This window comes from Nonomuraea sp. NPDC059023, from assembly GCF_042740095.1.
Classification (GTDB): Bacteria; Actinomycetota; Actinomycetes; order Streptosporangiales; family Streptosporangiaceae; genus Nonomuraea.
Window position 1 is genome coordinate 157,120 of record NZ_JBHYIO010000029.1, and the last position, 7,140, is coordinate 164,259.

Sequence of the window (7,140 nt, forward strand, 5' to 3'; positions counted from 1 at the left end):
GTTCGATGGCCAGGATGCGCTCATAGTCATGGTCACGCATTGTCGGGCGGGAAGACCTGCCGTTCGAGGCGTCGCTGGAAGTGTGGCTCTACCGCGTTCGGACGTCCTCGGAGCAGAAATAGGGGCAGGTGTCGTGGTCCTGTCACTGGACGTGGCGCGAGCGCTGGCAGTTGATCAGCTTCGGCGGCCAGCCTGCTCCGGATCGAGACCGCTGGACCTGTTCCTTCACCGCCAGCACATCGGCAGTCGGCTCTAGCTTGGCCGTGTTGCTGGGTGGGGTGATGGCACAGGGTTGAGCAAGTCTCGCTGGCCTGGGCTGGGGTGTGCACAAGTCGTGATGGCGTACGAACGCGGCCAGGACGTTGCGGATCTTGCCTGCGTCGCGTGGGGAGTCGGATGCCAGGCGCTGGAGGGCGTAGATGCCGCCGAGCCGTACGTCCTGCTGGTCCGAGCCGAGCTGCTCGACAGCTTGGGTGAGGCGGTGACGTGGCCTTCCCGAGCGATTCTCGTGGTCTCGCGGGCGGTCTCCACGGTGCTGTAGCAGAGGCCCAGGGCGGTGAAGGCGCCGCCGCCGATCACCACGAGGCCGGTGGCCGACTGGATGAGGGAGTGGCGGGCGGCGTTGAGCGCCTTCACTCGTTCAGCGATGGTCATCTGCGACCGGTCCGCCGGGGTAGGGGGGCGGATTGCCCGGTGAGGCCGCGCGCGACGGGCCCGGTAAGGAAGGCGGTCCCGATTTCGGCCGCGATCAGGCTGGCCCTGTCGGGGTCTGCTGGGTGAGGCAAACACCCGATTCTCCTGCTGGTTACGGTGCGTGGGTGCGCGCCCGGAGAAACACCCGCCGGCTCGCAGGCGTGCTGGGCCAGCTCACCGTGAGCCACCTTCTTCTCGGTGGGGTCACCGGGAGCGGGCTCGGGGGATCTTCGGCTGTCACCTTCTCGGTCGGGCGTGGTGTGCAAAATGGAGGCTACGTGGCTACGTCACGCAGTTCGGCCACGGCCTGGTCGGTCGCGGACGACCAGGCCGGACGCTCCTGCGGGGTGGCTCCGGTGGGCAACTGCCTGGCATTGGAGGCAGTCCGACTCATCCGGATACAGCGCCAGGCCGTGGTCCAAGAGGTCAGGTCGTCCTCGGTGCCGCCGCATCCATGGATGAAGGCCTGCACGAGCTTGAGCGTGGGCAGCCGCGGCTGCTTGTTGGAGTCCAGCGCTTCGCACAAGGTGCTGGCGCCGACCGCCTTCTCCGCCTTGATGGCGATCTCCCGGTAGGACGGCGCTTGCACAAAGCCCGCTGCTTCTACGCTGAGCCCCGGTTAGTCACAGCGCACGGTTTTGCTGTGCGCCGGGCTGCCGGTGCAGGTCTGCGCTGGAGCAACACTTGTAGAGACCTTCCGGTCTGCTAGCCCTCCGGCGTCAGTATCCTCGCACCCACAACTCGTGGGTGCGCCATTCGCCAGGGCCGGCGACGGTGGTCCAACAGGTGAATTTGCGCCATGCTCCGTCGTGGATACCGTCCCATCCAGCGGCTTGGCATCGACCGCAGGAGTCGGTGCCGACGAACGCGCGGACGCGAACGAATCCGCTACCCGGCGGGGTTGCCGTACAACCAAGGCGGTTGACGGTTTGGGTACTCGCCGGGCGGGACGATGAGTTCCGAGCTGATGCGCTTTCCCGTGCCTGCGCCGGCATCGCGGCGGCGCCCAGCCCGGCGAGCATGATCATGGCCACCGCTAGGTTCCGGAAGCCGGCCACGTGTGTTTTGCGCATGGATTCCTCCTCACTGTGTGGATTCAGCGAACGTCTTTGCAGGCAAGCCCGACTGACGGTCCCGTCGGCGGCTGCTGCAGGTCCCAGCCCTCCGCGCATGCTTTGCCAGCGCCTCGTCCGAGCGTGGTGATGGACGGGTTGGCTCTGATGTCGGAGTACCGATTGACGCCAGGCCCCCAGATGTGGACGTGGCCGAAGAATCCGTGGCCGCTGCCGGTGATGTAGTACTTGGAGGCATTACCGGTCAGCGTGACGCAGGTCTTGAAATTGCATCCGTGAGCATCCTTCAGGGCCGCCTTTTCATCGGAAACAACTCGGATACACACCTCGCCGCCGCAGGTGTATTCGGCGGCTGCGGCCGGCGGGCTGGTCGGCGCCATCGTGGCGGCGGTGATCCCTCCCGCGAGCACCATTGCGGCTACGTTCATCGCGTCCCCTCCTTGCGTCGCGGCTGCGCGCGGGCCGGACTAAGACCAGCGCACCCCCCTGTGTATCGGGAGCCGCATTCAACACGCATTCACAACGCATTCGACGCCGATGTGTGTCCGTGACCGACGCGCGGTCATGGCGGGAGCCTTCTTGCCGGTGGACCTCAACCAGGCTGGCACGGCCCTCACGGTTGGCTAATCTGATCAATAGAGGGTGAGGAGGGGGCCGATGACTGTCTCGATGGCGATAGCAGCCCTGATGCTGCTCACGGTTGCGGCGATCGCGGTCCGTTCGGCGTGGTCACTGCTCTTCCGCAAGGCTCCCGTGCCCAGGCGTCGGGCCCAGGGCCGACGCCTGCCGTACCACGGTCCATCGGATCACGCCGGCCAGTATCCGATGCCCGGCGCGGACGGTATCGGCTGTGACCCCAGGTAGCTCGGGCAGCACCGGCGGCTGAGACCGAGCCCGGTGAGCGCTCAGCTTTCCTCCTGTAGCCGCAGGTCCTCCGCCAGGTTCCTCTGGGCGATGCTCAGGAGGTGATCATCATCCACCTCCCGGAAGATGGCGGTGGCCTGCTTGTGCTCGGTGATCGCCTCCTCGAAGCGCCGCACCTCCGTCAGCGCGATGCCGAGATTGTTCAACGCCATGCCTTCGCCGTACCGGTCACCGACCTTGTGGGTGCCGAAAAATCCATCCACCTGTGTTGAGCTGTAGTTTCTCCGGTGTTGATCACTCTTGTCTGAGCATCCGCTCAACTAGGATTGAGCGGATGCTCAACGGCGCCGTCGTCGACCCAGTGCCGCCAGTGCGAGCGGTCGTAGCCGGCGCGCTGCTCGGCGGCCATGGGCAGTTCGGCGATCGCCTCGCTCAGCAGCTGCCCCTCCGCAGGTGCGGCTCTAGTCACGGCGGCGGTGGCGGCGTCGGGCAGCAGCGCGGTCAGCAGCAGGATGAAGGTCAGTAGACACGCCCCCGCCAGACCCCTCGGCGGGGTCGTTTCACATCCGCTCGTGCTCAATGAGCGTGTCACCTACATCAACATCTTGAGTGACCGCGCACAGGTGGTCAGCGTCTAATCGCATACCGAGGTGGGAGCTGGCCATCGCCGAACGGGTCGACCCGTTGAATACCATCGCCTGTACTACTCCATCGCCACATTCGTCGCCGACCTGCTCCCCACCATGGGGCAGAAGTTCGGCGGGTGTCGGGTCATGACCGCCGCCGTCGCGCCGCGAAAGCGCGGGCGGACTCGCGACGGAGATAATTGCCCGTGAGCCCCGATGCGCATCAGCCCGGGGGGAAATCTGGTGATCGTCTGGGCCTGTGCAAGTGGATAGGTCGGACGATCGCGATGATCACTGCGTTGGGAATCTGAGCCCCTCCCTGGGCGCCTTCTGTATTGCATGATGATGTGATGAGGTGGCGCGTGGTGGTCGCGGCGGCGATCGTCGTGGTGTTCCCAGCGGCGTGTGGAGATCCGAGCCCTGGGCATGTTCTTGGGGTGCTGGGCATTCCCACGGAGGCGTTGAGCGATTCGGGAACCGTCGGCATTGCGAGGTTCCTGGTGGCGGCCGATGGCTCGGTTTCGGTCAAGGCTAGCCAAAGCGTGCCGGTGCGACAGCTCGAGGATTCGGGCACCGGGTGGAGTCTCACCTTGAACACCGCGAAAGGTACCCTCAAATACGCGATCGCCGCCCCCGGCACCATCAATGTGGTTGTCTCTGGAGGAAAGCTGCGCACCCACCAGGACCGAAACGTGCCGATCGCAATCGACATCCCATCAGGGCGCGTCACTACCGTCGCCGTGCTTGACAGCCTCTCCCAACCCGTAAGCACCGCGGCCCGCTTCACCCTGGAATGGGGCAATCGATTCGACAACATGGATTTCGACACTGGCCTGTTGTCGGGGCCGGGCCCGGAACCGACCTCTTCCGGAGCCATCGGCTGTTTTCTCCCCTGTTCTCCACGACAAACGGTGCCAAGATCATGAAATGGGAGAGCTACCCTTCTCCCACGCTGGCCGATTGCGCTGTGGTGAGCCCGGAGCAATGGAAGACCACGGCGCCCCGCTGGGGTGGCGGCTCCATTTACTGCGTCCTGACAAGCGAGGGCCGGTTCGTACTCTTACACTTCTCCTTCGTTCAGTCGCCGGCCACGGGTCGCACAACCAACTTTGTGTCCTACGGTCTCTGGCGCACATCACCGGAAATCTAGAGAGCTCCTCAAGGAAAGGTCCCTTGTTGCGGGACAATCCGCCCCACGGCGAGCGATCGTACACACGCGGCTGACAAGGGGTGGGGATCTCAGTGATCGCGCCGAGCTTGGTATGGACCGCGAGAGCGTAGGCCGCGACACCCATGCGATCTCCCCGTAGGAAGTGTGCAACGGGCCGGTACGGCGGGACTCTCGCGTCGATGAGTCCTTTCCTCCCTCCATCAGCGCTGGGAGGAGGCTGTTGCGGCTTCTCGCTCCATCATGGTGATCCTGATCATGATGTCACCGAACGGATCGTCGGGCGCGGAGTTTCGACCAGGCACGAATTCGTCGGCCAGGCAAAGTGCCGTCAGGCGAATCGCAGTGGCTTTGACAGCCGTGAGCGGTTGCTGCCCGGTGAACACCGGGATCGCGATCCCTTCGAGACGCCTTGCAGCGTGGCGCGCCCACGACCTTGCCGTCATGCTGTCGAGCACCTTCCGCCCGTCGCGAATCTTGCTGGCCAGGTCACCGGTGGCCGCAGCCTGGCAGCGGGCCGGCCTAACGCGTGCCGCCTTGCACAGGACGCCGGCAACCCGGCGGCGCCATGCACGTTCCGGCGCCTGGCTGAACATATGATGGCCGATTTCGTAGTACAGGCTTCGTCGGAAGACACGATCAAGAGCGCGCTCTAGCAGCCGCGATCCGACCTCCCCGATCCCCAGGTCGTCGGGCAGGCCTTGGACAGCATCGACGGCGTGGTCCCGTTCGTCGTGCCACTGCGCCGCCAGGTCACCGATCCGCTGTTCGTCGTGGCAGATGTCGGGATCGGCGGCGAGGCTGAAGGCCGAGTGCGCGTTGCCTGCGCGGCGAGTGGCCGCCCTCAGCCGGTCCACCGCGTCTGTTGCGGCTGTGAGGTCGCGGTCGACATCGTGGTCGGGGACTAGCGCGCGAGCCAGATCCCGTGTGGTCGTACTCGCCCGCTCAAGCTCGCTGCGACAGTCGTCGACCATGTCGCCGGCCACCCACAGGCCATGTTCGCCGCGATGGTGGCGGATGTTCCATATGGCGCGGATCAGCAAGATCCGCGCGAGTAACGGCGCCGCCCGGTCGACGTCGGCTGCGATGTGATGAGCAAGCGTCCTTCGGCCGAACCCGCTGGGTCGATCCACGACGGGCTCCCGTCCGCTGGGCCAGCTTTACCTGCAAAGAAGTTAACCACGAGGAGAATCGCCTGCGACCTGTGTACGAGCGACGATTCCCGTCAGGGCTTATGCCTGTCGTGTGCGGCGCCTTTTGGATACTCGCCCTCATTGTGGTGTTAGCCGTCTTTGCGATGGCAGTCGAGCCGCGCGACATTCAAGCCGCTGACGCATTCGAGCGGTTTTTTACGGTTGCGGTGGTGACGGCTGTGCTGACCGCGATATTTGCCTGGCAGACAGTGACCGACTGGTCATACGAGCATCGAGGCGGCGTCACGTCCTGCACCATCGCCGCCATCGATGAACATGTCGAGCATCATGAGTCACCAGGAGGCAGTCGCGAGAGCCGCTACTACACTCACCCGATGGAATGCGATGTCAAGAGTGTGACCGAGTGGAGAACCGTCGCTGAACAAGCTGTAACGCCCGGGTACCACCTCGAGTTGGAATACGATGTCACCCGTCGATTCGAACCTCGGTCCGTCGAATCGCATCGGGCCTGGCAAACCTCCGCCCAGATCACGCTTGGCTTGTTCGTGGCATCATCGCTGATACACCTTGCCTTCATTACCTACATCTTCCGCAATGCCTCAACCTAGCGATCTTTGGTTCGTGAAGTTTCAGGACGTTGTGTCAAGTTCTCAGAACGCTCGAAGGTAGACGGGCGTGCTCGACGTAATCGTCAACACGGGTGTGGCGGACCTGGCCCAGATCTTTCACGATCATGATCGAGCAACCTCGGGGCCATGTTGATCATGGTGTTGGGTGTGATGGTCCGGTTCCGGGCACGCCGAAGGCCCGACGGTCGCCGGGGTGCAGCCCTTGGTGGGCCGGTGGCCGGGGCCTTTCTTCTCGTCGAGACGGCGGGATCGAGGGGCAAGTAAAGGTGGCCAGTGTGCGGAGCAGTGAGCCGTTTTCATCCCCGGACGGCGAGTTGCTGATCACAGCATGATCGCGAGAGTGGCGTTCGCCTGGAGGCATGGCGAAACCTCTGGTAGACGGGTTGATCACCACAATCCATCCGTCACAACCAGGGGCCTCGGATGCTTTCTATCGTGCTGCCGTCGATTTGTCGCGCTCAACCCTGAACTACCTCGCCGACCTCATCCGCCGGCACCGCAAGGCCATCGGATCGACCTGGCGGCTGCTGCACCCGGGACAGCAGGCCCTGCTGGTGCTGGCCTACCTGCGCAAGGGAGAGACGTTCCCTGCGCTCGGGGCCGGATTCGGGGTCTCGACGGCGACCGCGTGGCGGTATGTGGAGGAGACCGTGATGCTACTGTCCTCGCGCTCGCCCAAGCTCGGCCAGGCACTGCGCAAGGCCAAGCGGGGCGGGCTGCACTCGGTCGGCCGCGATCCGGTCGATGTGGATCAGAGTGCCGTCCAGCATCAGGTAGGAGCCCGAGGTGTTCGGGGAGATCTTCCGCAGGCATGCGGCTGAGATCAAGAGATTCGTCGTCCGCCGTCTCGGACTCGACGTCGCCGAGGACGTGGTGGCGGAGACCTTTCTCGCCGCCTTCCACCAGCGCGGTCGCTACGACCTGGCCAGGCAC

Annotated in this window: 9 protein-coding genes and 1 pseudogene; 5 read left to right on the plus strand and 5 right to left on the minus strand. The window is 64.6% G+C overall.

All coding sequences use genetic code 11. From position 1 onward, the window contains the following. The first annotated feature begins 337 nt into the window (after positions 1-337). A complete protein-coding gene (locus ACFWYW_RS39525) occupies positions 338-541 on the plus strand; it encodes a hypothetical protein (RefSeq protein ID WP_379616155.1) in 204 nt (67 codons plus the stop codon). 426 nt (positions 542-967) lie between these two features. Here ACFWYW_RS39525 and ACFWYW_RS39530 read toward each other — a convergent pair whose 3' ends face one another. From ACFWYW_RS39530 to ACFWYW_RS39545, 4 genes are all read right to left on the minus strand, one after another. Beyond that, the gene (locus ACFWYW_RS39530; RefSeq protein ID WP_379616153.1) at positions 968-1,282 is read right to left on the minus strand and encodes a hypothetical protein; all 315 of its coding nucleotides are present in this window, start codon (positions 1,280-1,282) and stop codon (positions 968-970) included. Positions 1,283-1,789: 507 nt separating this feature from the next. Continuing rightward, complete coding sequence (locus tag ACFWYW_RS39535) at positions 1,790-2,194, minus strand: hypothetical protein (RefSeq protein ID WP_379616151.1); 405 nt, start codon at positions 2,192-2,194, stop codon at positions 1,790-1,792. A gap of 477 nt (positions 2,195-2,671) precedes the next feature. Beyond that, positions 2,672-2,842: a tetratricopeptide repeat protein gene (locus ACFWYW_RS39540; RefSeq protein WP_379641216.1), complete on the minus strand. Its 171-nt coding sequence runs from the start codon at positions 2,840-2,842 to the stop codon at positions 2,672-2,674. A gap of 104 nt (positions 2,843-2,946) precedes the next feature. Next, entirely contained in the window at positions 2,947-3,222 is a 276-nt protein-coding gene (locus tag ACFWYW_RS39545; RefSeq protein WP_379616147.1) for a hypothetical protein, read from the minus strand. A 384-nt stretch (positions 3,223-3,606) separates the two neighbouring features. On the opposite strand from ACFWYW_RS39545, the gene ACFWYW_RS39550 reads away from it, so the two are divergent. Beyond that, positions 3,607-4,182, plus strand: a complete 576-nt coding sequence (locus tag ACFWYW_RS39550; RefSeq protein ID WP_379616146.1) for a hypothetical protein — start codon at positions 3,607-3,609, stop codon at positions 4,180-4,182. Between the two features lie 445 nt (positions 4,183-4,627). Here the strand turns inward: ACFWYW_RS39550 and ACFWYW_RS39555 are convergent, their stop codons facing one another. After that, positions 4,628-5,557, minus strand: a complete 930-nt coding sequence (locus ACFWYW_RS39555; protein WP_379616143.1) for a hypothetical protein — start codon at positions 5,555-5,557, stop codon at positions 4,628-4,630. A 71-nt stretch (positions 5,558-5,628) separates the two neighbouring features. On the opposite strand from ACFWYW_RS39555, the gene ACFWYW_RS39560 reads away from it, so the two are divergent. From ACFWYW_RS39560 to ACFWYW_RS39570, 3 genes and pseudogenes are all read left to right on the plus strand, one after another. After that, positions 5,629-6,186, plus strand: a complete 558-nt coding sequence (locus tag ACFWYW_RS39560; RefSeq protein WP_379616141.1) for a hypothetical protein — start codon at positions 5,629-5,631, stop codon at positions 6,184-6,186. Between the two features lie 416 nt (positions 6,187-6,602). Then, a pseudogene (locus ACFWYW_RS39565) lies at positions 6,603-6,953 on the plus strand (transposase family protein); the annotation flags it as partial. A gap of 40 nt (positions 6,954-6,993) precedes the next feature. Then, positions 6,994-7,140 (plus strand): sigma factor (locus tag ACFWYW_RS39570; protein WP_379641220.1); only part of this gene is annotated, 147 nt, incomplete at its 3' end.